Genomic DNA, 23,110 nt, shown 5'->3' on the forward strand with positions numbered 1-23,110 from the left:
CGTTGTCTGTACGTCGGCGGGGCTCCACCCGTCTCGCCGCCGCGGCCGTGGCTTCGGGGCTCCTCGCCGCAGGGGCGCTGGCGGCCGCCGGGCCCGCCGCCGCGGAGGAGACGCCGCAGCACCAGGGCGGCGCTGTGGCGACGCTCGACGGGCTGAAGACCTACGACACGGCCGTCCTCCACACGGACGGCGGTGACCAGCAGATCCCCGCAGGCCTGTTCGAGATGACCGTCGACGGCGGCGGCACCCTCAAGACGTACTGCATCGACGTCCACCGCCCGACGCAGGAGCAGGCGAAGTACCTGGAGACCTCCTGGGACGAGACGTCGCTCGGTGCGAACCGTGACGCCGGCAAGATCCGCTGGATCCTGGACCACTCGTACCCGCAGGTCGACGACCTGAGCGCGCTGGCCGAGCGGGCCGGGGTCGACTCGCTCACCGAGCAGACGGCGGCGGCGGGCACACAGGTCGCGATCTGGCGGTACTCCGACCACGTGAAGGTCGACGCGCTCGACCCGAAGGCGGAGAAGCTCGCCGACTTCCTGGAGAAAAACGCGCGCGGCGCCGCCGAGCCCAGAGCGTCCCTGACCCTGGAACCGAACGCGGTCTCCGGCAAGGCCGGCGAAAAGCTCGGCCCCGTCACCGTCCGCACGGACGCCGGCCACGTCACCGTGGTCCCGCCCGCCGATGCCGCCGCCAGCGGCGTCAAGGTCGTCGGCAAGGACGGCAAGCCTGTCACCGCCGCCACCAACGGCAGCGAGCTGTACTTCGACGTACCCACCGACGCGGCCGACGGCTCGTCCTCGCTGACCGTGCAGGCCACCACGTCGGTACCGGTCGGCCGCGCCTTCGCCGGCGTCACACAGAGCCAGACCCAGATCCTGGCCGGCTCCAGCGAGTCCACCGTCTCCGCCGCGGCTACCGCCACGTGGGCGAAGAAGGGCGCCATCCCGGCGCTCTCCGCCAGGAAGAACTGCGCAAAGGGCGGCGTGGACATCACCGCCGTCAACAAGGGCGACGAGCCGTTCAGCTTCGAGCTCATGGACTTCAAGCACACCGTCGCGGCCGGCCAGTCCCGGACGGTCACCGTCCCGGTCCAGGAGGACCAGGCGTACGACTTCACGATCGAGGGCCCCGGCGGCCTGAAGAAGAACTTCAAGGGCGTCCTCGACTGCAAGACGTCGGGCGCCACCGCCGCGGGCGCCGGCTCGTCCGCAGGTTCCGGGACCGGCACCATGGACCAGCTCCAGAACCAGCCCAGCCCCGCCACGGCCGGTAACGCCCCCACCGCCGGCGACGGCCTCGACCTCGCCGAGACCGGCAGCTCCAACGCCACGCCCATGATCCTCGGCATCGCGGTCGTCTTCCTCGTACTCGGCATCGCCGCAGTCTTCTTCGTCCGCAAGAAGGACGCCACCCCCGGCGAAAAGTGACAACGCACGACGCACGGTGAGCAAGCCATGGCCACGGCCCCGGTATGCCCTGGCGCACCCGGGCCGTTGCCATACCCGTTTCCGTCGCGGGGTGGACGTCAGGCAAGATGGGGTGTTTCTGGCGGCTGCGGGGCGCTATGTGGCTCCTGATCAGCGGCGGAACCGTCGGGCAGGGGCCGTTTCGGGGCCGTGGGCCGTCTGTGGGCCGTCAGGCTGCTGCGGGTAGCTCCAACACGGGCTGGATGCGCTGGAACACGGAAGATACGGCAGCCCGTGCCTTCTCCTCGCTGCTCGGCATCAGGTGGGTGTAGATCCGCAGCGTGAATCCGGGGTCGGAGTGTCCCAGGTAGGTGCTCAGTGCCTTGATGCTGCCACCGGCTTCCAGGACCACCGAGGCGTAGAAGTGCCGCAACGCGTGCATGCCGTCGTCCGGAGCGGGAGCGTAGCGTTTGCCCGGCTCCCTGGGCGGGATAACGCCCGCGTGGGCAAGGGCGGGCTTCCATACGTAATCGTCGAAGTAGCTTCGCCAGACAGCATTGCCCACGGTGCTGGTGAAGACGAGCCTCAGCGTCATCGGCGGTCCGTCCGGCGTCTTCCACGGCAACGTGACGGCGACCGGCGGAACCTGCCGCATGTGCGCTCGGAGCGCCGCCCCCACCACCGGGCTGAGTGGCGCGTCGCGGAGCTTGCCGCGCTTAGGCGGGGCGAAGACCAGCGTGCCGCCCACCCGCTTGACCTGCTGGCGGACGTGCACCCATCCCGCGTCGAAGTCGAGATTCTCTTGGGCAAGGCCGAGCACCTCCCCCTGACGGAGCCCACAGCCCCCGCCAGCGTCCACGGTGGCCGCGAACCGGTCGGGCAGCCCCGCGCGAACGGCCAAGACGCGCTCTTCGGTCCACGGCACGATCAGACGGTGCTCAGGGATCGGGGCCTTGACCGACTGGGCGTGACAGGGGTTCGACCTGATCACACAGTCGTCCACCGCAGCATTGAACAGCGACGACACCGAATCGTAGATGGCGCGGCGGTACGTTCCGTTCGGCACCGCCGAAGTGAGCTTGTTCAGCCAGGTACGCATGTGCTCGGGCTTGAACGACCCCATGGGGCGCGTGCCCAGGTAGGGGACCGCGTGCAGCCGGATACGCCTGCATACGACTTCCCGACTACCCAGTTCCGTCGTCAGACCCCCCAGCCACTTCTCGGCGTACTCCCGAAACGTGATCTGTCCGGCTTTCGGGTCGATGTACTGACCCGCGTCCATGTCGGCTTCAATCCGCGTCAACCACTTCTCGGCACCCCCCTTCTGACGGTCTGGGAAGCTCTTGGACTTCTCGGTGCCGTCGGGGCCGATGTAGCGGGCGCGGTAGCGCAGGCCGATGCCGTAGCGGTCGGAGCGGACTCGGGTGGGCTTGCCGTTTGCGTCAGTCTCGGTCTTGAACCAGCGGTCTTGGATGTGGCCTGCCATGTGGTGGCGATCCTCTCAACACGCAGCAGGGAGAGCCGCTGGGTAGCGGCTCTCCCTGCTGGTTGTGGTGGGTGTTGGACTAGGCGGCGTCCTGGTCGGCGCTCTTGCGGTCGACTACGTGGGCGAGTACGTCGGCGGGGTCGTAGCGGATGTGTTTGCCGATGCGGAAGCCGGGCGGGCCGATGCGCTTCTTACGCCACTGGTAGACGGTCTCCTTGGGCACCTCGAAGATCTCGGCGATGTCGTCGGGGGTGAGGTAGCGGTCCGGCAACCCGGCGCGGAGCGTGGCGCGCGGGTCTGGCAGTTCAAGTGCGGTGCTCATGGCGTGTCCTCCGTGCGCCGGTGGCTGTTTCGGGGGCCCGTGTCTGTCCGAGGTGCGGATTTCTGCGTCATTGCGTCACCAGCGTCATCTAGGCTTCTGACCTGCGGTTTTGTGTGACGCAGTGGTTCGGGGGTGCGTCATCGGTGCGTCATGGGCTGCGTCATCGGGTGACGCAGATGACGCAGGATGACGCAGAGACCGCCGTCTGCGTCATGGCTTTCGTCGCAGGTCAGGTGCCGTTTCTCGACCTGCATGACGCAGATGACGCAGCGTCTTCCCTCTTAGGACAAAAGGAGGGGGTGTCTGTTGTAGTTCGGTGCGCCTCACAGCGTGAAGAAGGAGCCGCTTCGCGGCGCGACCACCAGGGCGGCGTTCCGCCGAACAGCAAGAAGAGCACGCCTGGCCGGGTGCTCTTCTTGCTTGTCCGGGCGAACACGGTGCGGGTCAGAACACCCGCTTCTGTTCGTGTGGGGGCGGGGTGGTCTGGCGGGTCATTTCGAGGTAGCGGCCCTCGCTGGTGCGGCCCGTGTCGATGAGGACACCGCGAGCGGCAAGCGTCGGCTGGAGGCGCTTGAGGCGGTCGGAGAGGACTTTGCCCGTGGTCGGCCAGCCCTTGGGCAGGGGACGCAGTTCGTCACCGCTGTAGAGGCGACTGAGGCAGTGCAGCCACTCGGTGGAGGTCATCCGCTGCTCGCCGCCCGGTTCCATGCTTTCGGCATGCTTGAGAACGGTCTGCGCGAGGAGATCGCCCTCGATCACGTCGTCGTTCAGGTCGTCCAGACTGGCCCGGTACGCGTTGAGGGCCCCAAGGCCGGTTGCCGCGTCGAGCTGCGCGCACAGGTGGGCGAAGTCGGCCATCCGCAGGTCGGTGGGGGTCTCCGCCTCGGCTGCGCGGACCTTGACCGCGAGGTCCAGGAGCGAGCCGAGAACGACGGGCAGGATCTCCGCGTACTCCGCCCACAGTTCTGCCTCGGTGCGCCTCACGCGGGGCCGCTCCAGGCGCAGGGGCAGGAGCCGTTCCGCGAGGTCGGGCCGGATGACGCCCACGTCGATACCGGTCAGGAGCAGGGGGCGGCGGTAGCCGACGCGGAACACGTCCCCGTCGGTGAACAGGGCGCGCTTGACGTTCTCGGCTCCGGTGACGATGCAGCACATGGCGTCGGACAGGTCCGGGGTCATGTGGGAGAGGTTGTCCAGGGCGGTGACCCATCCGGCCGCGACCGCCGCGATCAGGTTCTCCTCGTCCTTCGGGGCGCGGCGCAGGTCGCCGCTCATTCCCTCGATGATCCGTACCAGCATCCGGCCGCCGGTGGACTTGCCCGCGCCCTGCGGGCCGGTGAGGAACGGCGCGGGGACGGGCACGGACGGTCCCAGGCAGCCGATGAGCCAGGCGATGGCCAGGCATTCGGTCTCGGCGTTGGCGAAGTTGCACAGCCGCATCAGGAGGTCGATGCCCTTGCCGTCGGTGTCCTTGACGGGCAGGGGCAGTTCCCCGGTGAGCTGGGTGCGGCGCCAGCACACCTCGCGCGGGTCGGGGGTGAGGATGTCCCATCCGGTGGGGTGGATGCGGACGGACTGCCCGTCGTTGCGGCCCAGGTCCAGCCACGTCGCTCCGTCGAATCCGGGGGCGACGCGGATGTGGACGGGCTGCACGTCCTCGGTCAGCGCGAGTGCTTCGATCAGGTCGAGCGCCTCCTTGAGCGCGCTCCCGTTGAACACGCCGCGCCCGTCCCTGAAGAGGCCGACCATGAGTTCCTGGCGGTGGCTGCCCGTCGTGCCTTGGGAGCGGATCGGGCGGGCCACGGGGTGGCCGTTCTTCTGCGCGTACACGGTTCCTTCGGCGGTGCGGAAGTACCGGAAGTGCTCTTGGGCGTAGTCCGCGATGACCTCGCGGGCGGGAGTCTTTTCGTCCTCAGACATGGCTAAGTCCCAACGTGGTCAGGGCGTTGGTCCACGCGTCGGTGCAGTGCCGGGCGGTTTCGCCCTTGGTCTGTGCGGCGGTGAACAGCCGCGCGGTGTGCGCCTCGGTGAGGCAGCCGCAGCGGCCGTGCGTGGACAGCACGGCGAGGAACGTCCGGTACACGGTGGCGTGCACCGCCTCACGAGCCTCGGTGATGCGCTGTTCCGCCATGGCGATGCCACGGTCCAGATAGGCGGGCGTGCGGTGAGGGCAGTCCCCGCCCCCGGCCAGTGCGGGCACAGTGATGGCCGCCGGTCGAACTGCGGTGGGCTCCTTTACGACCAGTGCGCGCACGACTTCCGGCAGCGCCGTCATGGTGCCGGTGCCGGGGCCCAGCCACCGGGCGTAGGACATGAGCGACTTGATGTCCACGCCGGGCCGCACGGCGTTGGCGGACTGCATGGCGCCCTGGTAGAGCCAGTGCTCACCTCGGGTCGTCGGCACGGCCCGTGTGGCGGGCAGGCTAGCGCGCGCCCATGCGATGGCGTCCGCGTTGTCCAGGTCCACCACGGTGAGACCGGCCCCACCGGGGTGGTAGGCCACAGCCGCCGCGTCGCGCCACGTACGTGCCCAGGTCGTGGAGCGGAGGACGGCGGGGTCGGTGGTGGCGGCGGCCCAGCCGTGGCAGGGTGCCGGGCAGGTGCAGGGGCCGGGGGTCTTCATGTTCGGTCGGCCGCCGCATGCGTTGTCGGCGCAGCGGCGGCAGTTGCCGAACGGCACTTTCCCTGCTCGTAACGGCAGCACGGGCACGTTGGAGGCTGCCAGGGAGAGCGCCGTAGGCAGGTGCTCTCCCTGAATGATGGTGGGTTGAGTCATGCTGAATGTCTCCAGTTCTCTGTGAAGGTGCTGGATTGGCGGCGGCCCCGGTTCTTGGCGGAAGGGGGCCGCCGTTGTCGTTCGTCGGAAGGGGTCAGGCGGCGGCGGTGTCGTCGCCGCGCGTGGTGGTCAGTCGGCCGTCCAGGGTGCGGACGACCGTGCCGCCGGTGGTGAGGGTTTTGACGGCCTTGGACACGGCGCCCTTGGACAGGCCCGTGATGGTGGCCAGGTCCTTCTGGAGGACCGGTTCGTCGGCGGTCTCGATGGCCTTGAGGACACGGTTGACGGCGCTGTCCGTGGCCGGTGCCGTCTCGGTCGCGGTGTCCTTGACGAGGGTGAGCGTCGGGGCTCCCGCGGCTTCCACTGAAGGAGCGGCGGTGCGGGACCACGGGGTGCGGTCGGGCAGGGCGATGACGACTGCCTTGTCCATGTAGCGGACCTTGACGGGGTCGGGCTTGCGCACGCCGTCGCGGATCAGCGCCACACCGGGGACCGGGAGTTCGTCGGCGTTCCATCCCTTGGCCTGTGCGTCCTCCCCGAGGACGACGCGCGCTTCTGCGGGGGTGCGTACGGCGAGGCAGATGGAGACGCCGATCTGTGGGGCGATCTGCTTGGGGATGCCGTCGCCGATGGTGGGCTTTTGAGTCATCCACCACAGGTCGATGCACGCCGCGCGACCCATCCGAGCCAGGGACTCCAGGCCAGGCAGCGCGGACCGGTTGACGGTGCGCGTCTTGCCGTCTGCGGCCTCGGTCTCGTAGGGGACCTTGTCGGCGGCCGTCATGACCTCGGCGCCCTCGTCGACGACGACCGTGATGCGCGGACGGCCCGCCGTGGGGGTCCAGGTGTCCTGGCCCTTGGGCAGGATGCTGAGCCGGTCCAGCATCTCCGTCTCCAGCTCGTCGACCACGTCGACGACTTCGCGCGGAGTGGAGGCGACGCGGGCCCGGTGGTCCCACAGGCGGCCTTCCACCCGCTTGAGGTCGATAATGACGAGCGCGTTCGTCTGTCCCTCGGAGGCGTCGTACAGCAGCGGCCGGGAGGCCACCGACTTGCCTGCGCCGGATCGTCCGGCGATCAGCAGTCGTTCCCCGAGCGGCACGGTGACCTGCTCGCCGGTGACGGTGTCGATGCCGAGCGAGCGGCGCTCCGGGGTCCACGTGAGGTCGTCGCCGTCGGCCGCGCTGCGGGTGCGCAAGGTGAGTTCGGCCCAGCCGCCTTGCTTGCCTGCCTTGATCTGCATGCGCAGGCTCGTGCGTGCCCCGAGCAGGGCGCGGATGTGGTCCTCGGCCGTGCGGAGCTTGGTCGCGGTCCATGTGCCGTCGAGGCGGACGGAGCAGACGATGCCCGCCTCGGTCAGCTTCGGCCGGCCGGTTAGCGTGCCCGCCAGGCCGCGCTGTTCGGCGTGCTCCTTCCAGTGCTGCGGCGCGAGCCGCTTGAGCAGCGCCGTCTCTTCGGCGGTGGGCTTGAGTCCGGTGGTGTCGCGCTCGCGCAGGGCCACCCACACGGTCAGGGCGGTGATGGCGGCGACGACGGCGACGGCCGACCACACCCACACGCGGGCAGTGACCTGCGGCAGCCAGACGTATCCGGCGACACCGAGCGCGGTGGCGCTCTTGGACGCGATCAGCCACATGGGGTCCGGGACGCGCCGCTTGGCGGTGCGCAACTCCCGCTCCGCGCGGTGGCGCAGGGAGGTGACGCCCTCGGGGTCGATGGCGCGTGCGGTGGCGAGCGCGCGGCGGGCATCGCGCACGAGCGGCTTGCGTTCGGCGCGCAGAGTGCGGCGGCGGTCGGCTTCCTTGCGCCACCGCTCCGCGCTCCAGCGGGCGGCGGTGGCGGCGTACTGGCGGTGGGTGCGCCAGACTTGTCCGTGACTCACGGGTGTCCTCTTCTCTGGGATGAGTGGGTCGGTGGTGACGGGCCATGCGGCGGCCCGTCACCACACACATGTGTTACGCGGAGTGAGCGTGTTTCCGGTTTTCTGGTTTCCGAGGCGGCCCCTACGCGTGCGCGCGCGGGGACGGAAACTTCCGTCACCCTGCGTTGCTACGGGGCCTGTGGCGGCCGAACGGCCCTCGGGGGGTCAAACCCCACCCGGAAGGCCCTTCGGGCGCCCTGCGGGCCGTCTATGGGCTCGCGGTGATTTAGCGGCCCTTCCGGATGCGCTTGCCGGTGCTCTTGGTGCCGGTGGTGACCGAGCGGACCACGGTGACCAGGGCCCAGCCGAGGACGAGCGCGATGAAGGCGAGCATCGCGAGGTTCGCGGCGATGGCGGTCAGTACGCCGACGAGCAGCGGGCCGAAGTAGACGCCAGCCGCGACCGCACCGGCACCGACGCCGGAGCCGAGCGCGACGCGCTGCATCGTGCGGTCCGGCGGCGCGTGGTGGATGTGCACCACCTGCGGCCCGGCGGGCTGCTGGACGGGAAGAGAGGCGGGGTCGGCGTAGACGTGGCTGCCGTCCGGGAGCTGGACGACCGTCAGCGGGCGGTGTGAGGGGAGCTGTTCCATGACGCACCCTCCGGGGCGTTGTCGGGGAAAGCGCAGGCAGAGCACATGCCGAGCGACGGCGGAATGACGTACCCGGCGTCGCGTCGGCACTCGGGGCAGGTACGACGGGCAGCGTTGGCCTTGGCCAGAGCCGCCCAGCGGGCCGGGGTCATCGCACGCACCGGCTTGGCCCTGTCGATGCGGTAGAGGTAGGCGACCAGCGGGCCCCGTCGGCGCCGGGGCCGCTCCACCTGTGCCGCCACCTCCTGACCACCCGGACGGAGTCCCAGGGCGCGGAGCTGGCGGTAGGTCGCGTAGCCGTCCGGAGCGAGCCGCCACCGGTAGACGGGCAGCGCAGCCATCACGCGACCTGAAGCCCGCGTTCAGCACGCAGGGTGTCCCGCAGGGTACGGGCGTTCGCAGGCGAGGTACGGACCTCACGGCGGATGCCCTCGGCAGTCAGCTTCGCGTCCGCCCAACCGGCCGTGGCCTTCCGTGCCTCGTCGAGCAGCTCATCCCGGGTGCGCTTCGGGCGCGGAGTGCGGGCCACCTCCGGCACGCGGCCCGTGGCCCGGCGCGGGCCGGGCGACTCGGCAGCCACCGCGCGCCGCTCGACCGGCGTCACAGTCGGCTGCTCAATGGCCTGGACCGGCTTGGCTGGGATGGTCGACTTGAGGAACCCGACGGCCACCGGTCGGGGCAGCGGCTTCACGTTCGGCGCGATCACCGCCGGGGTCGATACCACGAGGTCAGAACTAGACCGATTCCTCACGCTATTGGTCGATTCATCAGCATTCGTGGTTGGAGCTGCGATCGGGGTGGGGCGGTGGTGCAGCACCTTCGCCACGAGGTCGGACCCGAAGTAGATCGACCCGACTGGCAACGAGGTGGCGAGCAGTACCAGAACCCAGTTCGCCGGGTCCCAGTCGGCCAGTCGACCCCAGTCGACCGAGCCGCCATGCAGCTCCGGGACCAAGCCGTGCACGTAGTTCAGGACGAGCGAGGCGACGGTGTAGGCGGCCAGCACCCGCAGCGCGAACGTCCGGTCCCGCCCGGCGAGCACGAGCGTGGCGATCAGGGCCAGGGCCATGAGGCCGTCGACGACGAACGGGTACAGCGTCGCGGCCGTGGCATCCGCGCCGATGGCGCCCGCGATGTCGCGCAGGGCGTTCCAGGACACTCGGAAGGCCATGGCGACCACGACGACCAGCGCGAGCACGAGGGCCGTGCGGCCCTTGCGGTGCAGGCTCATGCGGCACCGCCCGTCTGACCGGACAGGCCGTTGACCTGGTCGCGGTGCGCGGCGAGCACACGTCGGCGGGCCCGGCGGATGCGCCGCTCGTCCAGCTCGCACGGCGTGCGGTCGATGACGATGATCTGTGCGTCCAGCAGTTCCATCTCCGCGCGGATGACGGGCATCTCCGCGTCGATGGCGTCCAGCTCCGCCTCTGTGGGCTCCATCCACGGCTCGAACGCGGTAACAGCTTCCTGAACAGTGACGATGTGGTTCATGGGTCGTGTTCTCCCTAGCAGGTGGAACGGCCCGAGAAGCGGCCCCGGTGTTTGCCCACCGGGGCCGCGCGCCGTTGAAGTCGGAACATCCAGCTCCCTGCCGCTCCCCCCGTACGGCACCGCACGCGGCGGTCCGGACGGGGGAAGGAGGCAACCGGCCGCAGCGCTCTTGCTGCGGAAGTCAGTGAGACGCGGGCGGCGTTGCCGTCGTGCTGGTCAGGCGCGATGGCGCCGGGCGATGTCGTCGGTACATGTGCGTCTCCTCTCTGCCGTGGCCGGATGTGGTGGTGCACTGCAAGGGGGACCAAGTCCCCACCCTCCGGCCGTTGCTCGCGGTCACCGGGCCACCTCGCCAGTCGGGCCGAAACCCTGTCCCCTGGCCTTCACGGGCGGTCTTGCAGCGTCCTCCGCCCCTTGCTTGCGCACCGGGAGGCGGAAACAATTCCGTCATCTGGTGCGCACCAGAAGGAAAGTATCTGGTGCGCACCAGAGTCAAGGGCTTCGTCGTTTCGAGTGGGGTCCGTCCGCCCCGGTGCATCTCCAGAAGACCCGTTCGGGTAGGGGTGTCGGTAGCCAACAGCGCTTCACAGCAGGCCTGTTAAGGAGCTAGTTAAGGCCTGTTGACCTGCGGCGGTATGAGGCATGCTGGAATGGTCAGTGAGCGGATCCAACGTCGGGCGGTGGCCTGTGAGTACAGGACTTCGGGGCGCGCGAACGGCGCGTGGCTGGTCTCAGGAGCGTCTGGTTCGCGAGATAGAGCAGTACGCCCGACAGCACGTCACCGACGTTGCTTCCACTGCGAGTTTGCGGGTGTACGTATCCGAGTGGGAGAACGGCAGGCGCACTCTCTCGGACCGCTACGCAGTGATCCTGAGGCAGCTTCTCGGGGTCACTGACAGGGAGTTGAGGGGTGCCCCGCTCGCTTCCGCTCCGCCGATGGCCGACGGGTATGACGAACTGCTGGGCAGGATCGATTCAGCCAGCAGCGTCAGCCAGTCCATGGTGAAGACGTTTAACGACCAGACCGAGCTACTGCGCACCATGGATCGTCAGTTGGGCGCATCCGGTCTCGTCGACCAAATGACGGGGCATCTCGCCCGTCTGGAAGACGCGCTGAATTTCGCAGTGCTTCCCACCGCACGCCAACCTGTCGCGCTCGCGCTCGCGGGGGCGGCGACCCTGGCAGCATGGCAGGCGATCGACTCTGGAGCGGTCGAACGAGCGTGGCGTCACTACGAACTCGCGAAGCGGGCAGCGCACGACGCTGAGGCGCCGATGTACCTCGCGCACGCTATGGCGGAGCAGGCATACGTACTCTGCGAGGCTGGCCGGCCGTCCCTCGGTGTCGACCTGGTACGCGATGCGCAACGGACCGTTGGCCAGGCGGGTTCGCCGCGTCTCCGGGCATGGCTGTACGCGGCCGAAGCGGAGATGTGCGCCCACGCGGGAATGCCCGACGACTGCCGACGCGCCCTCGATGCGGCCCTGGCCAGCATCCCGCCCGGATCCGAGGACCGAGACCCGGACATGTTGAGCATCTTCCTCAACGGCGCCCACTTGGCCCGATGGCACGGCAACGTTCTTGCCCTGCTCGGTGACGGTGACGCGGTGACCAGCCTGTATGACGCCCTGGACGTGGTGGACCCCACCTTTGTCCGAGCGCAGGCCGGTCTCCACACCGATCTCGCCCAAGCGCACGTCGCGCGAGCTGAGTATGACGACGCGCAGACCCACCTGCGACAGGCACGGCTGTTGGCGAGCCGCACCGGTTCCGTGCGGCAGCGCCGCCGTGTCGATCTGCTCAGTGCGCGGCTGTGAGCCCCTGCTTGCCCCGGCTCGCGAGGATGTGCAGCAGGGCAACGAGGGTGCCGGACCCCATCAGGTCACCGCGTGCCATAAGCCCCGGCACGTCAGCTAGCGGCACCCATTCGATGTGTCCCGCCTCTTCAAGGTCCGTTGGGGAACCGACGCGCTCAGCTCCATGCCCTACGAAGATCTCGTGAGGTGAGTCGACCATGCCGACCATGGGCTGATACGTGACGACGTGTTCCACTGCTTTGGGGCGCCACCCCGTCTCTTCCACCACTTCCCGCATGGCCGTGTGCGACGGGTCCTCCCCTTCGTCCACGATGCCCCCCGGAAGCTCCCACCCCCACTGCTGAGGGACGAAGCGGTACCGCCACATCATCAAGACGCGGTCCTGATCATCCAGAACGGCAGTAACGGCGACGTGATGCAGCTTCACCACGTGATGTTCGAAACGCTCCACTCCCGGCGGTTCAACGTCCCAGAGCTGAAGCTTGACCCATTGGTTGTCGTAGACGTCCCGCTCGCCATGGATGCGCCACGGCTCCAGCCCCTCGGGTGTCGTGACGCTCACCGCTCCCGGTACCCGGTACGAACTCCGCCCTCGAACTTCCAAAGCGCTCTCAGCGACGAGTCGGGCCAGTACCTGCCGCAGCGCGGTACGGCCGATGCCGAGTTCCTCTACGAGCGCCCGTTCCGAGGGGAACTTGTCGCCGGGGGCATACCGGCCCGTAGCGAGTCGATCGCGCAGCGTCTCGTAGACCTTCGTCGTCTTCGGTCCCATCCGTGGAGCACTCTCCGTTCTCAGGTGGTGCATAACAGCGTAGTGGGCCACGCGCACACTGCCTCCGGTCTCGGGTGGAAGGGTGAGAGAGTGGGGCTTCGGACCTTCGCTGAGCCCCGTATAGCAGCAGGTCGGAGCCCATCTCCTGGGCCGTCTACGGGCCGTCCGAGGGCGACCAACGACGGCCAACAACGACCAACAATGACGGGTACCAGACACAGGGCCACCTACTGCGCCGCTGGTCAGGGGCCCTCCGCCATACCCGTTTCCGTCGCGGGGTGGACGTCAGGCAAGATGGGGTGTATCTGCCCACACATCGATTGCCGGACGGTTTCTCTTGGCTGAGTACATCTACACGATGCGCAAGACGCGCAAGGCGCACGGCGACAAGGTGATCCTTGACGACGTCACGCTGAGCTTCCTGCCGGGCGCGAAGATCGGTGTGGTGGGGCCCAACGGTGCCGGTAAGTCCACGGTGCTGAAGATCATGGCCGGACTGGAGCAGCCGTCCAACGGTGACGCGTTCCTGTCGCCCGGCTTCAGCGTCGGCATCCTCATGCAGGAGCCGAAGCTGGACGAGTCCAAGACCGTTCTGGAGAACGTCCAGGACGGCGCTGCCGAGATCATGGGCAAGCTCAAGCGCTTCAACGAGGTCGCCGAGCTCATGGCGACCGACTACTCCGACGAGCTGCTCGACGAGATGGGCAAGCTCCAGGAGGACCTCGACCACGCCAACGCCTGGGACCTCGACGCCCAGCTGGAGCAGGCCATGGACGCGCTGGGCTGCCCGCCCGGCGACTGGCCCGTCACCAACCTCTCCGGTGGCGAGAAGCGCCGTGTCGCGCTCTGCAAGCTGCTCATCGAGGCGCCCGACCTGCTGCTCCTCGACGAGCCCACCAACCACCTCGACGCCGAGTCGGTGAACTGGCTGGAGCAGCACCTCTCGAAGTACGCGGGCGCCGTTGTCGCCGTCACCCACGACCGGTACTTCCTGAACAACGTCGCCGAGTGGATCCTCGAGCTCGACCGCGGCCGCGCGATCCCCTACGAGGGCAACTACTCGACGTACCTCGACAAGAAGTCGGCCCGCCTCAAGGTCGAGGGCCGCAAGGACGAGAAGCGTCAGAAGCGGCTCAAGGAAGAGCTGGAGTGGGTCCGCTCCAACGCCAAGGGCCGCCAGACCAAGTCGAAGGCGCGTCTCGCCCGGTACGAGGAGATGGCCGCCGAGGCGGACAAGATGCGGAAGCTGGACTTCGAGGAGATCCAGATTCCGCCGGGCCCGCGCCTGGGTTCGGTCGTCGTCGAGGTCGACAAGCTCTCGAAGGCATTCGGCGACAAGGTCCTGATCGACGACCTGTCCTTCACCCTGCCGCGCAACGGCATCGTGGGCGTCATCGGTCCGAACGGTGCCGGTAAGACGACCCTGTTCAAGATGATCCAGGGTCTGGAGACCCCGGACTCCGGCTCGATCCGTGTCGGCGAGACCGTCAAGATCTCGTACGTCGACCAGAACCGCTCCAACATCGACCCGAAGAAGTCGCTCTGGGCGGTCGTGTCGGACGAGCTGGACTACATCAACGTGGGCCAGGTCGAGATGCCTTCGCGGGCGTACGTCTCCGCCTTCGGCTTCAAGGGCCCGGACCAGCAGAAGCCGGCCGGTGTCCTGTCCGGTGGTGAGCGCAACCGCCTCAACCTGGCGCTGACGCTCAAGGAGGGCGGCAACCTGCTGCTCCTCGACGAGCCGACGAACGACCTGGACGTCGAGACCCTGTCGTCGCTGGAGAACGCGCTGCTCGAGTTCCCGGGTGCGGCCGTGGTCATCTCCCACGACCGCTGGTTCCTGGACCGGGTCGCGACGCACATCCTCGCGTACGAGGGTGACTCGAAGTGGTACTGGTTCGAGGGCAACTTCGAGTCGTACGAGAAGAACAAGGTCGAGCGCCTCGGCGTGGACGCGACGCGGCCGCACCGTGCGACGTACAAGAAGCTGACGCGAGGCTGACTGATCTTGTCGCGTCACATCTACCGCTGCCCTCTGCGCTGGTCGGACATGGATGCCTTCGGGCACGTCAACAACGTCGTCTTCCTCCGGTATCTGGAGGAAGCGCGGATCGACTTCATGTTCCGGCTGGCGCCGGGGGACGGCTCGCCGTCGTTCGCCGGCGGGTCTGTCGTGGCCCGGCACGAGATCGACTACAAGCTGCCGCTGGTCCACCGGCACGAGCCGGTGACCATCGAGTCGTGGGTCACGAAGATCGGTGCGGCGTCGCTGACGATCGCGTACGAGGTGAAGGACACGGACGCCGACGGCTCCGAGCGCGTGTACGTCCGGGCCTCGACGGTCGTCGTGCCGTACGACCTCGAAGCGGCGCGGCCGCGGCGGATCTCGGCGGAGGAGAAGTCGTTCCTCCAGGAGTACCTGGACGACGGCGGCGCCGGCGATCGCGCCGGCCGGCGCGGGACGCGGGGGGCTGTCGCCGCATGACGGCGCTGAGCGGGCTGGTGCTTGCCGACGCGGGGGAGGCGGCGGATCTTGCCGCGTTCCTCGGGCGGCTGATCCATTACGACCGGGCCGCGGCGGTTCGTCTGCAGGTGGGCGGTGGGGCGGTGGCGGTTTTCGGGCGGCCGCCGTCGTTCGACGTACTGGCTGTTCGGACCTCGCGGCTTGCGGGGGCGGATGCGGGTGGCGCGGGTGCGGGTGCCAGTGCCGGTGCGGGTGATCTTGACGTCACCGTGTCTGCCGGGGAGCTTCTCGAAGGCATCGACGAGTCCACCGGGGCGGTTGCCGTGCCCGGTGCGGTTACGGGGCCGCCGTGGGCCGGGGTGCTGCCGCCGCGTGGCGGCTGGCGGCAGGTTCCGGGGCTGCCGGGGCCCGACGCGATGCGCGCGGCGGTCGCGGCCGCGGTCGCGGAATTCCGGGCGCGGGACGAGGCGTTGGCCCCGGAGGACCGGACGCGGGCAGCTCGGGACCGTATCGGGCGGGAGATCTGGTCACGCACGCTGGGCGAGACGGAGCTGCCGCTGCGGGCGGTGCACGCCGCGCAGTCGCTCGGCTTCCTGAGGCCCGCGCGCCGGGCCGACGCGGACCCGGCCGCGGTCGCGCTCCTGGCTGCGGGCGGCTGGCTCCGCCTGCGCACGCCGTACGGGTCGATCGCGGTACGTCGCGCAGGGCTCGGGGTGCTTTCGGTGGCCCCGGTGTAGGTGGGGCCGGCGGGGGCCCTGGAGCGGCTTGCGCCGGGACGGGTCGGGCGGTGCGGCCGGGGGCCCAGCGGGCGGTTCCGTCCGCAAACGCCGGACGGGCTGGGTGGGTGGGTGGCCGGGTTCGAGCTGTGCCGGTCCGGTCAATCCCTGGTGTTGTCGGGCCAGATTCCTATGTGGTCCTGTTCCAGTTCCAGCATGACCCGGTGTTCCATACCCAGCGCCCGGGTGTATTCCGCGGGGAGCTGCAGGCGGCCCGCCCGGTCCAGCATCGCGTACTCCCTCGCCACCACCGACTCCTGGCCCGTCGTCGCGTCGACCTCCGTCCGGCGCAGTACCTCCGACGACGTGCGGCCGTCGCGGATGGCCACCGTGCGGCGGACCTCGCTCGCCACCTGCTGGTCGTGGGTGACGATGACGATCGTCGTGCCCAGCTCCTCGTTCGCCGTACGGAAAGCCCCGAAGATCTGTTCCGCGGTCGCCGAGTCCAGTTCTCCGGTCGGTTCGTCGGCCAGGAGGACCGAGGGGCTGTTGGCGAGCGCCACCGCGATCGCTGTGCGCTGCTGCTCGCCGCCGGACATCTGGTGCGGGCGGCGGTCGCGGCAGTGGGCGACCTCCAGCATCGTGAGGAGCGCGTCGGCGCGGGCCGCGCGGTCACGGCTGCGGCTACGGCCGCGCAACTGCATGGGGAGCGCCACGTTCTGGGCCGCCGTCAGGTACGGGAGAAGGTTGCGTGCCGTCTGCTGCCAGACGAAGCCCACCACGTCCCGCCGGTACCGCAGCCGTTCCTTCGCGCCCATCGTCAGCAGGTCGCAGCCCGCCACCTTCGCCGCGCCCGCCGTCGGCTCGTCCAGGCCCGCCAGGATGTTCATCAGAGTGGACTTGCCGCTGCCCGACGCCCCCACGAGGGCCATCAACTCGCCCTCGTCCACCAGCAGGTCGAGGCCCTGGAGCGCCTGGACCTCCACGCCGTCCGTCGTGAAGATGCGGACCAGCCGGTCGCAGGAGATCAGCGCGTCGTGACCGTACGCCGGGCGGGCGCGGTGGGTCTTCGCCCGCCGTTCGAGCTCACCGAGGGATGTGGGGGAGGTGTCGGTTGTCATGTGGCGTCTCCTGCCCTGAGTTCCGTTGTCGTCCTGAGGCGCGTCGTCCACCAGGCCTGCACCAACGCCACCACCGCCGCGATCGCGACAACGGCGCAGGCCGGCAGGAGCAACGACCAGGAGTCCGTGCGCAGTTGTACGACGCCCAGCGCGTCCAGCACCTCCAGCCGCCTCGGCGCCGCCATCGCCAGCTCCCCCAGATCGAGGCCGGGGCCCACGAGCTTGATCGCCGCCCAGCCCACCACCGCCCCGCCGAACGCCGCCAGCAGCGCCTGCGGCAGCGATTCGAGGACGAGCAGGCGCCGGCCCTGCGCGCGGGTGAGGCCCATGGTGCGCAGCCGGGCGAGGAGCGCCCGGCGTTCGGGGACGGTCTGGAGCAGGGAGAGCAGTACGGCCAGTACGGCGTATCCGGCGCCCGCCGCCACGGCCGCCGTGTAGAGGCAGCCGGCGCCCGCCTGGACCGGCGAGTCGGCGAGCGCGGCGCGCTCCTCGGAGCGGAACTTCACCTCGGCACCCTTCCCGGCGTCCCGTACCGCCGCCGATACGGCCGCCGTGTCCATGCCGTCGCCGGTGACCAGCAGGGTGTTCGGCAGGGGACGGTCCAGGTCGGCGGCGTTGACAAGCAGGAAGCCTTCGCCGGGCAGCGCGGGTGTGGTGGGGCGCTGGGCCGCCACGCGCACCTCGAAGTTCCCCGCCGAGGAGGTCAATCGCGTCGTACCCGCGCCGAGCCGCCCGGCGACCGACGGGGACGCGATCGCCCGGACCGGGCCGGCCGGCGATGGACGCTCGCCCGGTCGCTCAAGGATCTCGGCCGGAAAAGCGCCCAGGCCGGTGCGGCGCGCCAGCCGGGCGTACGACTCGGGCTCCACGGCCACCAAGGACACCGAGCCCTCGCGGTCGCGCAGGTCCAGGTCGTAGTCGATGAGCACGGGCGTCACCTCCCGCACCCCTTCGGCCTCGCGCACCGCACCCGCCAGCGAGGGCGGCAGGGCCTTCAGCCCCGATATCCGCGCGTCCGCGCCGACCGCCAGCGTCGACGCCCGCTCTCGCGCGTCCGCGATCCCGGTGAGTACGGAGCCGCCGAAGGCCGCAGTGGTCAGCGCGGTCAGCAGGGCGAGCAGTGGCAGCGCGGCCGTGGCGGGGGAGCGGCCCGCGCGGGCCAGCGACAGGAACCCGATCGCGCCGCGCCGCCGTGCCATCGACCGGGCCGCGAGCCGCAGGGGCAGCGGATAGAGGCGTACGAGAACGAGCGCCGCGATGACGCCGACCAGTACCGGGGCCGCACTGACCAGTTGGTCGACCTGGCCCGTCCCCGCGCCCCGGCGGCGCAGTGCGGCGACCGCCGCGGTGGCGAGCGTGAGCAGGGTGAGCTCGGCGACCGTACGCCGCCTGGACGGTCTCGCGTGCACCAGGTCGTTACGCCCGCCGTGCGCCCGCGGCCTGCGGTGGACGTACACGGCGCGCAGTGGCAGCGCGCAGCAGGCGATCAGCGCGACGGCCCCGGAGGCCAGTGCCGCGGGCAGCGCGCGGCCGGCGGGGAGCAGCAGCACGGCCAGCCCCCAGCCGCCCGCGGCGGCGGGCACCGCCAGGACCGCTGTCTCGGCGAGCAGCCGTCCGCCGATGCCGCGGAGGGAGCCGCCGCGTGAACGCAGCAGGGCGAGCTCGGCCCCGCGGCGCGCGGCGGCCAGGCCGCCGGCCATCAGCAGCACCACGGACGCGACGGTGCCGACGCCGAACGCCGCGACCGCGACGACGGGGCCGATGGCGCCGAGGGTCCCGGAGTAGGAGGCGAGCAGGTCGTCCAGGCGGGAGTCGACGTTCACGCCGGGTACGGCCTCGGCGCGCATCCGGGCCAGGCCGGGGCCGTGTTCGAGGGAAGCGATCCGGGTTCTGAGACCGGGCAGACCGGCGGCCGTGAACGCGTCGGGCCGGGGTGCGAAGCGCCAGTACAGCTCGGGGCTCGGGTCGACGCCGAAGATCGCGGGGGCTGCTTCGGGGGCCAGCAGCAGCGCCGCGACCCAGTACCGCATGGGCGCGCCGGAAGTGGGCTCGAACCGCAGACCGGGGGTGCGGAGCAACGGTTCGTACGACCAGTAGCTCAGCTCGGGCCGGCGCGGCTCGACGATCCCGGTGACGGTCACCGCCAGGCTGCCGCGCCGCACGGGCGAGCCGACGTGGACGGTGGAACCGACCCTGAGCTTCAGTGACTTCGCGGTGGCGGTGGTGACCGCGGCCTCCACCGCGCCCGTCCGCCCGGTGACCGTGGCCGCCCCGGCCCGCGGCAGCCGCCCGTCGCGCAGCCGGGAGTGCTGGGACAGCGCGGACTGGGTGCTCAGCGAGAACCTCGGCGGCAGGCCGTCCGGGCGGGGGAGCCAGGGGTCGTCCGCGATGAACGGCTCGATGGTGTGCACGCCGTACGCCGACTGCGGGGCATCGGCCGGCAGTCCGTCCGGCAGCAGTTCCTCCGCCTTCCGGTACCGCTCGGCCATGAGGGCGGGCCGGGCGTACTCGTGGCGTCGGGACGGATTGATCGTGTCGTCCGACAGGTCGGTGGTCAGCTCGATGACGCTCTGGCCGGCCGACGCCGTGCGCACCGCGTGGCGCAGGCCCCGGTCCTCGTACGTGTCGACCGCGCGGGGGAACGCCGCCCCGAGTGCGGAGGTGAGCAGTACGAGCAGCACGAGCGCGACGGCCGGGCCCGGCGCGGCACGCAGCCGGGTGCGGACCCACGGCGCGACCGCCTTCTTCGCCGTCCCGCCCATGTCAGTTGCCTCCTTGGGTGCGCAGGGCGGTCGCCGGATCGCCCCGCCGCAGCGCGAGCGCCGCCACGATCAGCAGGGGTACGGCGGCCACCCCGGCCAGCAGCGCCGTCACCGGCCCGGCGGGCAGTTCGACCAGGACGTGCGGGACGGGCCGGGCGGCCTGTTCGGTGAGCACGATGAGCGGGATCACGGTCCGGGCCAGCGCGGTGCCCAGGGCCAGCCCGACGAGCAGGGCCAGGCCGATCAGCAGGCACTGTTCGGCGGCGTGCAGGCGGGCGAGCCGGCGCCGGGGTGCGCCGAGGGCGCGCAGTACGGCGAACTCGGCGGAACGTTCCCGCAGCGACCCCGCCACGCTCACCGAGAACCCGACGGCGGCCAGCGCCGCCGCGACGACGGCCGCCGCGATCAGCGCCGCCTGTGGGCCCGCGCCCAGGGGGTCGTCGTGCAGCTCGCGGGCGATCTCGTCGCGCACCTGGATCTGCGCGGGGTCGAGGTCGCGCCGCTCGCGCAGCGCCGACGCCACGTCGCCGGACGCGCCGGGTTCGGTGAACAGCCACCATTCGGTGGGCGGCAGCGAGGCGTTGGGCAGCGCGGCGAGCACCTGGTTGACGGCCCGCAGGTCGAGCAGAACCGCGCCGCCCTCGGTCTCGGGGTCCTTGGCCTGCGCGAGGGTACGGGTGCTCGGCCCCGTGGTCGGCAGTTCCCGTACCACTGCGGTGATCTTCACCTTCAGCGATTCGCCCGCCAGCGGGATCTCCAGGACGGAACCGGCCTCGGCGCCGCTGGAGTCCAGGAAGCGGTCGGTCACGACGGCGGCGGGCAGCGGCGGCTCGGGAGCGGCGGCGGTGATCCGAATGCCGACGGTCAGCGGGTCGGCGTACTGGCCGGCGGCCCTCTCCGGTCTGCCCGTGTCGTACGTGATGTCCAGCGGTGCGGCCGCGGAGGAGCCGAGCCGGCGGATGCTCGGCATGACGTCGATCAACAACGGGTCCGTCGTGCCGATGGATGCCTTGGCGCGCCACTTCAGCCCCTTGGGCAGCGGGACTTCACGGGAGTCGCCGTCCGCGCCCAGCGACCGTACGGCGCCGAGGGTCAGCCGCTCCCGCGCGTCCGCGACGTCCAGCAACTCCTGGTCGATGTCGATCGCGGTGAGCGTCAGCGGCCCGGCCGGCTTCCCCTCGGGGGCGCCCGCCGCCCCGGCGATGTCCAGCGTGTACGTGTGCGGGCGGCCGCCCGGCCGCAGCGGCCCCATCGAGAGCTGGTACGGCACGCCGTAGCGGTCCTCCAGGGTGACTCTCAGGGACGGGGCCAGGTCGTCGCCGGCGTTCAGGTTCGTCGACCGGAAGGTCATGTCGAGGGCGAGCCGGGCGGTGTCCTCGGGCAGCAGTACCCCGTCAGAACCCCGCCCCGGCTTCGCGGGCGTCAGAGCGCCGGTCACGCGGTCCGCGTCCCCACCCTCGGCCAGGTCGTCGCGCAGCCGCAGCCCTTCGGCGGCGAGCGCGGTGTCCAGGGCGAGAACGGTCGCCGAGCGCCCGTCGGACAGTTCCAGACCGGTACGGGCGGCGGGCGCCGCGGAGCGTACGCCCGGCAACGCGTCGTACACCCCGCCCTGGCCCAACTGCGGCGTACCGCTGCCCAGTACGCGGACCGGCGCACCCGATCTGAAGTCAGCCTGGTCGTCCTGCGAACGGTCCCACGTCGCGCCCTGCCCGATCGCCAGCACACCCATCGCCACCGCCGGCACGAGCAGCAGCACCGGGCCCGCGCCACGCATCGGACGGCGGCTGAGCTGCCAGCCCGCCAAGGCCGCCGACAGGCCCCGGCCACGGGCGGTGCGGCGCTCCGCGAGGCGGGCGAGGGGCGGCAGCAGCCGCAGGGTGGGCAGCGTGCCGGCCAGCAGCGCAAGCGCGGGGGCCGCGACCAGCAGCGGATCGATGCCCAGCCTGCCCTCGCGGTCACCGCTGAGCGCACCGCTGCCCGAGGCCCGCCGGTCGAGCTGCCAGTACGCGACACCGGCGATCACCAGGAGCCCGATGTCCGCGCCCGCCCGCAGCGGACCGGGCAGCGCGCGGGCGCGGCCGCCGCCCTCGCGACCCGCGCCGAGCGCCGGTGCCACCACGGCCGCCGCACAGCCGGCCGCCACCGCCGCGCCGACCAGCCAGAGCTGCCCGGTCAGGGGGGTGTTGAGACGCAACCCGATCCGGGACAGCGGCCCTTGCCCCGCGATCAGCCGGGTCAGGGGCCCGGCGAGCAGCGGCGCGCACAGCCCGGCGGGGGCGGCGAGCAGGACGGCCTCGGCGGCGGCGAGGACGGTGACGCGCTGCCGGGAGCCGCCGCGGGCCCGCAACAGGGCGGTCTCGCCCGCCCGTTCGGAGCTGAGCAGCCGGGCGACCAGGAGGAGCGCGTAACCGGCGAGCAGCACCAGCTGGAGCGAGACGATCAGCAGCGTTGAACGGGAGACCAGGAGCGAGCGCTCCGACTGGTCCAGCACGTCGGGCAGCGACGTGCGGACGGTGACCTTCCCCTTGAGCGGCTCCTGGGCGTCGAGATGGGCGAGGGCGCTCTTCGCGGCTTTGCGCAGCGGCCCGATCCGGTCGGTGGTGACCGTACGGAAGTCGGCGGTCGCCAGCCAGCCGACGTGGCCCGTGCTGACACGGCCCGAGCTCATGAGCGCGGGGTCCGCGAGCAGCGGACCGTAGGTCGTGAACGCGAGCTTGCTGACGCCGCGGCCGCCCTGCTCGTCCAACTGCCAGTAGGGATCAGCCCGGTCGGCGGGCCGGTAGAGGCCGGTGACACGGACCTTCAGCGCCGCGCCGCCGAGCCGGTCGGTGAGGGCGAACACCTTCCGGCCGGGCTTCACCTTCAGCTCCTGGGCGACCACTTCGGGCAGCGCCACGTCGGCGACGGCGCCGGTCACCCTGCCGGGCCAGACACCCGCCGTCAGCCGTACCCGCGAGCGGTCCAGCGAGGCGAGGTGCGTGAGGTCGGGGTCCTCGTCGGTGGCGCCGGACGACCGGAGGCCGGGCGGCAGGGCGTACGGTCCCGAGCGGCCGAGCCCGCGCAGCTCCACCGGCAGCCCGTCGAAGGCCTGGCGCGCCCCGGCCAGCACTGCGTCGTCCGCCTTCGCGTGCCCGCCGGTCAGCGCCTCCCCCTTGATCAGCAACGCTGACGCCGCGGCGTTCCTGGTCCGCAGGGAGTGGCGGAACCCGGCGTCACCGATGGAGCCGGAGAAGGCGGTGAGGGTCGCGAGTACGGCCGTCGTCAGGAGGACGGACAGCAGCGCGGCGGCAAGCAGCAGCCGATGCGCGCGTACGCGCAGAAATATGAACCCCGCCACCCGTTCCCCCCGAAACCGCCACACCGTGGTGCTACGCACCCATAGGCCTCTGCCGGTGCCATTGGCCTGTGGGGATGCTGTCAGAGTCGGGTGGCGGACGAAACCGCTTCCACAGGGGAC

Annotated in this window: 18 protein-coding genes; 5 read left to right on the forward strand and 13 right to left on the reverse strand. The window is 70.9% G+C overall.

Going from position 1 to position 23,110, the window contains the following annotated elements:
* The first annotated feature begins 2 nt into the window (after nucleotides 1–2).
* Nucleotides 3–1,433, forward strand: a complete 1,431-nt coding sequence (locus tag G412_RS0125015; protein WP_028814469.1) for a Cys-Gln thioester bond-forming surface protein — start codon at nucleotides 3–5, stop codon at nucleotides 1,431–1,433.
* Nucleotides 1,434–1,641: 208 nt separating this feature from the next.
* Here the strand turns inward: G412_RS0125015 and G412_RS0125020 are convergent, their stop codons facing one another.
* The 9 genes from G412_RS0125020 to G412_RS0125060 all read right to left on the reverse strand — a co-directional run bounded on the left by G412_RS0125020 (nucleotide 1,642) and on the right by G412_RS0125060 (nucleotide 10,000).
* Complete coding sequence (locus tag G412_RS0125020; RefSeq protein WP_028814470.1) at nucleotides 1,642–2,898, reverse strand: tyrosine-type recombinase/integrase; 1,257 nt, start codon at nucleotides 2,896–2,898, stop codon at nucleotides 1,642–1,644.
* Between the two features lie 79 nt (nucleotides 2,899–2,977).
* Complete coding sequence (locus G412_RS0125025; protein ID WP_028814471.1) at nucleotides 2,978–3,220, reverse strand: helix-turn-helix domain-containing protein; 243 nt, start codon at nucleotides 3,218–3,220, stop codon at nucleotides 2,978–2,980.
* 444 nt (nucleotides 3,221–3,664) lie between these two features.
* Nucleotides 3,665–5,140 carry a hypothetical protein gene (locus tag G412_RS0125030; RefSeq protein ID WP_028814472.1) on the reverse strand — a complete coding sequence of 492 codons (1,476 nt, stop codon included), beginning with the start codon at nucleotides 5,138–5,140 and terminating at the stop codon, nucleotides 3,665–3,667.
* A complete protein-coding gene (locus G412_RS0125035) occupies nucleotides 5,133–5,996 on the reverse strand; it encodes a bifunctional DNA primase/polymerase (RefSeq protein ID WP_028814473.1) in 864 nt (287 codons plus the stop codon). Before G412_RS0125035 ends, G412_RS0125030 begins: the two co-directional genes overlap by 8 nt.
* A 94-nt stretch (nucleotides 5,997–6,090) precedes the next feature.
* Complete coding sequence (locus tag G412_RS0125040) at nucleotides 6,091–7,878, reverse strand: MarR family transcriptional regulator (RefSeq protein WP_028814474.1); 1,788 nt, start codon at nucleotides 7,876–7,878, stop codon at nucleotides 6,091–6,093.
* Between the two features lie 265 nt (nucleotides 7,879–8,143).
* Entirely contained in the window at nucleotides 8,144–8,509 is a 366-nt protein-coding gene (locus G412_RS0125045; protein ID WP_028814475.1) for a DUF6251 family protein, read from the reverse strand.
* The gene (locus tag G412_RS0125050; RefSeq protein ID WP_037649803.1) at nucleotides 8,479–8,850 is read right to left on the reverse strand and encodes an RRQRL motif-containing zinc-binding protein; all 372 of its coding nucleotides are present in this window, start codon (nucleotides 8,848–8,850) and stop codon (nucleotides 8,479–8,481) included. The genes G412_RS0125045 and G412_RS0125050 overlap by 31 nt, the downstream gene beginning before the upstream one ends.
* Nucleotides 8,850–9,740: a DUF2637 domain-containing protein gene (locus G412_RS0125055; protein ID WP_037649806.1), complete on the reverse strand. Its 891-nt coding sequence runs from the start codon at nucleotides 9,738–9,740 to the stop codon at nucleotides 8,850–8,852. Before G412_RS0125055 ends, G412_RS0125050 begins: the two co-directional genes overlap by 1 nt.
* Nucleotides 9,737–10,000, reverse strand: a complete 264-nt coding sequence (locus tag G412_RS0125060; RefSeq protein ID WP_028814478.1) for a DUF6284 family protein — start codon at nucleotides 9,998–10,000, stop codon at nucleotides 9,737–9,739. The genes G412_RS0125055 and G412_RS0125060 overlap by 4 nt, the downstream gene beginning before the upstream one ends.
* A gap of 687 nt (nucleotides 10,001–10,687) precedes the next feature.
* Between G412_RS0125060 and G412_RS0125065 the strand changes: the two genes are divergently transcribed.
* Nucleotides 10,688–11,818 carry a helix-turn-helix transcriptional regulator gene (locus G412_RS0125065; protein WP_483027167.1) on the forward strand — a complete coding sequence of 377 codons (1,131 nt, stop codon included), beginning with the start codon at nucleotides 10,688–10,690 and terminating at the stop codon, nucleotides 11,816–11,818.
* Here G412_RS0125065 and G412_RS0125070 read toward each other — a convergent pair.
* On the reverse strand, nucleotides 11,802–12,590 hold the full coding sequence (locus G412_RS0125070) for an NUDIX domain-containing protein (RefSeq protein WP_078607348.1): 789 nt from the start codon (nucleotides 12,588–12,590) through the stop codon (nucleotides 11,802–11,804). The genes G412_RS0125065 and G412_RS0125070 overlap by 17 nt on opposite strands.
* A 337-nt stretch (nucleotides 12,591–12,927) precedes the next feature.
* On the opposite strand from G412_RS0125070, the gene ettA reads away from it, so the two are divergent.
* Genes ettA through G412_RS0125090 form a run of 3 tightly spaced genes read left to right on the forward strand, consistent with a single transcriptional unit; the run spans nucleotide 12,928 to nucleotide 15,791 of the window.
* Nucleotides 12,928–14,592 carry an energy-dependent translational throttle protein EttA gene (gene ettA / locus G412_RS0125080; RefSeq protein ID WP_078607350.1) on the forward strand — a complete coding sequence of 555 codons (1,665 nt, stop codon included), beginning with the start codon at nucleotides 12,928–12,930 and terminating at the stop codon, nucleotides 14,590–14,592.
* 6 nt (nucleotides 14,593–14,598) lie between these two features.
* Nucleotides 14,599–15,075, forward strand: coding sequence for an acyl-CoA thioesterase (locus G412_RS35925; protein ID WP_037649808.1), 477 nt, complete (start codon nucleotides 14,599–14,601; stop codon nucleotides 15,073–15,075).
* On the forward strand, nucleotides 15,072–15,791 hold the full coding sequence (locus tag G412_RS0125090; protein ID WP_037649810.1) for a DUF8185 domain-containing protein: 720 nt from the start codon (nucleotides 15,072–15,074) through the stop codon (nucleotides 15,789–15,791). Before G412_RS35925 ends, G412_RS0125090 begins: the two co-directional genes overlap by 4 nt.
* Before the next feature lie 140 nt (nucleotides 15,792–15,931).
* Here G412_RS0125090 and G412_RS0125095 read toward each other — a convergent pair whose 3' ends face one another.
* From G412_RS0125095 to G412_RS0125105, 3 genes are read right to left on the reverse strand one after another with little or no spacing between them, the layout of a single operon-like run.
* Entirely contained in the window at nucleotides 15,932–16,891 is a 960-nt protein-coding gene (locus tag G412_RS0125095) for an ABC transporter ATP-binding protein (RefSeq protein ID WP_028814482.1), read from the reverse strand.
* Nucleotides 16,888–19,653: an FtsX-like permease family protein gene (locus G412_RS0125100; RefSeq protein ID WP_028814483.1), complete on the reverse strand. Its 2,766-nt coding sequence runs from the start codon at nucleotides 19,651–19,653 to the stop codon at nucleotides 16,888–16,890. The genes G412_RS0125095 and G412_RS0125100 overlap by 4 nt, the downstream gene beginning before the upstream one ends.
* 1 nt (nucleotide 19,654) lies before the next feature.
* Nucleotides 19,655–22,990: an FtsX-like permease family protein gene (locus G412_RS0125105; protein ID WP_028814484.1), complete on the reverse strand. Its 3,336-nt coding sequence runs from the start codon at nucleotides 22,988–22,990 to the stop codon at nucleotides 19,655–19,657.
* Between the last annotated feature and the right edge of the window lie 120 nt (nucleotides 22,991–23,110).

The organism is Streptomyces flavidovirens DSM 40150 (assembly GCF_000429085.1).
Taxonomy (GTDB): domain Bacteria; phylum Actinomycetota; class Actinomycetes; order Streptomycetales; family Streptomycetaceae; genus Streptomyces; species Streptomyces flavidovirens.

Coding starts and splice junctions, on each gene's coding strand:
- G412_RS0125020 (WP_028814470.1), bottom strand. CDS start 2,898: ATGGCAGGCCACATCCAAGACCGCTGGTTCAAGACCGAGACTGACGCA.
- G412_RS0125025 (WP_028814471.1), bottom strand. CDS start 3,220: ATGAGCACCGCACTTGAACTGCCAGACCCGCGCGCCACGCTCCGCGCC.
- G412_RS0125030 (WP_028814472.1), bottom strand. CDS start 5,140: ATGTCTGAGGACGAAAAGACTCCCGCCCGCGAGGTCATCGCGGACTAC.
- G412_RS0125035 (WP_028814473.1), bottom strand. CDS start 5,996: ATGACTCAACCCACCATCATTCAGGGAGAGCACCTGCCTACGGCGCTC.
- G412_RS0125045 (WP_028814475.1), bottom strand. CDS start 8,509: ATGGAACAGCTCCCCTCACACCGCCCGCTGACGGTCGTCCAGCTCCCG.
- G412_RS0125050 (WP_037649803.1), bottom strand. CDS start 8,850: ATGGCTGCGCTGCCCGTCTACCGGTGGCGGCTCGCTCCGGACGGCTAC.
- G412_RS0125055 (WP_037649806.1), bottom strand. CDS start 9,740: ATGAGCCTGCACCGCAAGGGCCGCACGGCCCTCGTGCTCGCGCTGGTC.
- G412_RS0125060 (WP_028814478.1), bottom strand. CDS start 10,000: ATGAACCACATCGTCACTGTTCAGGAAGCTGTTACCGCGTTCGAGCCG.
- G412_RS0125070 (WP_078607348.1), bottom strand. CDS start 12,590: ATGGGACCGAAGACGACGAAGGTCTACGAGACGCTGCGCGATCGACTC.
- G412_RS0125090 (WP_037649810.1), top strand. CDS start 15,072: ATGACGGCGCTGAGCGGGCTGGTGCTTGCCGACGCGGGGGAGGCGGCG.
- G412_RS0125095 (WP_028814482.1), bottom strand. CDS start 16,891: ATGACAACCGACACCTCCCCCACATCCCTCGGTGAGCTCGAACGGCGG.
- G412_RS0125100 (WP_028814483.1), bottom strand. CDS start 19,653: ATGGGCGGGACGGCGAAGAAGGCGGTCGCGCCGTGGGTCCGCACCCGG.